We start from the raw sequence: 1,702 nt of genomic DNA, 5'->3' as shown, positions 1-1,702 counted from the left end.
CCTCGATCCGTCAGAGGTTTTTGCTCCCTGTCTGACCGTTTCGGCTTGACCGTTTTGTCCACTCACGGTGGGTGCGGGATCGCCACGTGTCGCTGTGGACGCGCGAGGTCTCCGGCTCTCGGGAAGCGGCCTTTCTGCTGTGGGGTGCAGAGATTTGCTGGTCAGGTGGCCGGGAGCCGGGTGAGGCGTTGCCAGCAGAGGGTGAATGCGTCGGCCCAGGGCCAGGTCTCGGAGATGGACAGGATGCGGCGGCGGGCGTGGGTGGTCAGCTTCGCGGGTAGGTGCAGCAGCCGGTAGCGCAGGGTGTCGGGTTCGGCGTGGGAGAGATCCTTCTGGTCGTGCAGGCCGAGCAGCCTCATCCAGGCGGTCAGGTCGGCGGCGATGTTGGCCGCGAGGACCCACCCTTGGTTGACGGTCCAGGCTTTGCTGGGCAGGTTGCGTAAGCCCATCGTCTTGGCATGCCGGACTTGATCTTCCACGCCGGCGTGCGCGCGATGCAAAGCATCGATCCATTGCGGCTGGTGGGAGCCGGGCACGCCCGCGATGCGGGTGATGTTCGTGGCCACGACCTGGTACCGCCAGCCGGTGCGTTTCTCCAGGTCGGTGAGTTCCTCAGGTGCCGGGCCGACGGCTTCGTGCGCCGCACGGTCAGCCGTAGCCGGCCGTTCCAGTTGTCCAGGCGCTGGTTGAGGCCGGTCAGTTCGGCGACGTGCGCCTTCTCGGCGGCCGTGCCGTCCTGAGCGAGGCTGTCGGTCCAGGCGTCGGCGGGGACCTGGTCGATCGCGGTCTCGTCGGCGTCGGTGATCGTCCACCCGACGGTGAACTTCACGCTGCGCCAGGCCCGGTTCATCGCCTCGATGTGTTCGAGGAGTTCGTGGGTGGCGCCGGCCCCGTCGATACGGATCAGGATCTTGCGCCGGTAGGCGACCGGCAGCTGGTCGATCGCGTCACCGAGGACCCGGACATGATCAGCGACGGTGTTCGATCCACTGTTACCCGGGCGCAGCAGCATGGCCAGGCTCTCCGCGGTATTCGCACACCACGCGCCGAGGGGGTGAAAACCGTAACCTTTCTTGAACGTGGCCGCCGCGCCCTGCTTGGCGCTGTGAGCAGTGATCAGGGTCGCATCCAGGTCGATGACCACCCACCCGGCCAGTAGTTTCCCGGCCACGACCAGCCACGGGAACCCCTGCGGGCGGCGGGCGAGCAGGTCCCAGACCCGGGCGCGGACCTTGGCCCGGGCCTTACCGATTCGTTTCAGCGTCCTCTCATCGAGACCGGCCAACGCTCGCCGGACGGTCGACTCCGACGGCCGGTCGCCGAAGACCAGGTCCTGATGGGCAAGCAACGCGATGTCGGACATGCTCGTGGCACCGAGCACGATCGTGACCGCCAGTGATACCAGGACCGTGCCGCGATCCCACCAACCGGGGCCCTCGCCCCTCGGCAGCACCTTGTTCACACCGCTGGTCAGACCCACTCGGTCCGCGCATCTACGCAGCAGGACCGCACCCGCGTGACCGACCAGGCCCCTGGCGCCGGAGCCGACCACCAGCCGCTGGTCCCACCCTTTACTCTTACTCACCAGGAAGGTGCACCCGATTCTGCTGTGGACATGGCTTCGACACCCACATCCTTGCAGGTCAGGTGCACCTTTCTTTCACTGACCTCGATCAGTCATATCCCCTCTGAATAGGGGAGG

1 protein-coding gene and 1 pseudogene are annotated in these 1,702 nt (G+C 66.7%); both read right to left on the bottom strand.

The window, feature by feature from the left end:
• Window positions 1-161: 161 nt before the first annotated feature.
• Window positions 162-536 (bottom strand): transposase, encoded by a 375-nt coding sequence (locus CLV70_RS41935; protein ID WP_281260541.1) that lies wholly within the window; start codon window positions 534-536, stop codon window positions 162-164.
• A gap of 107 nt (window positions 537-643) precedes the next feature.
• Window positions 644-1,552: pseudogene (locus CLV70_RS41930) on the bottom strand (transposase); the annotation flags it as partial.
• Window positions 1,553-1,702: the final 150 nt, after the last annotated feature.

The sequence above is a fragment of the Pseudosporangium ferrugineum genome, from assembly GCF_003002065.1.
Lineage (GTDB): Bacteria > Actinomycetota > Actinomycetes > Mycobacteriales > Micromonosporaceae > Actinoplanes > Actinoplanes ferrugineus_A.
Note: the sequence above shows the minus strand (reverse complement) of the source record. Positions and strands in the feature narration are given on the sequence as shown.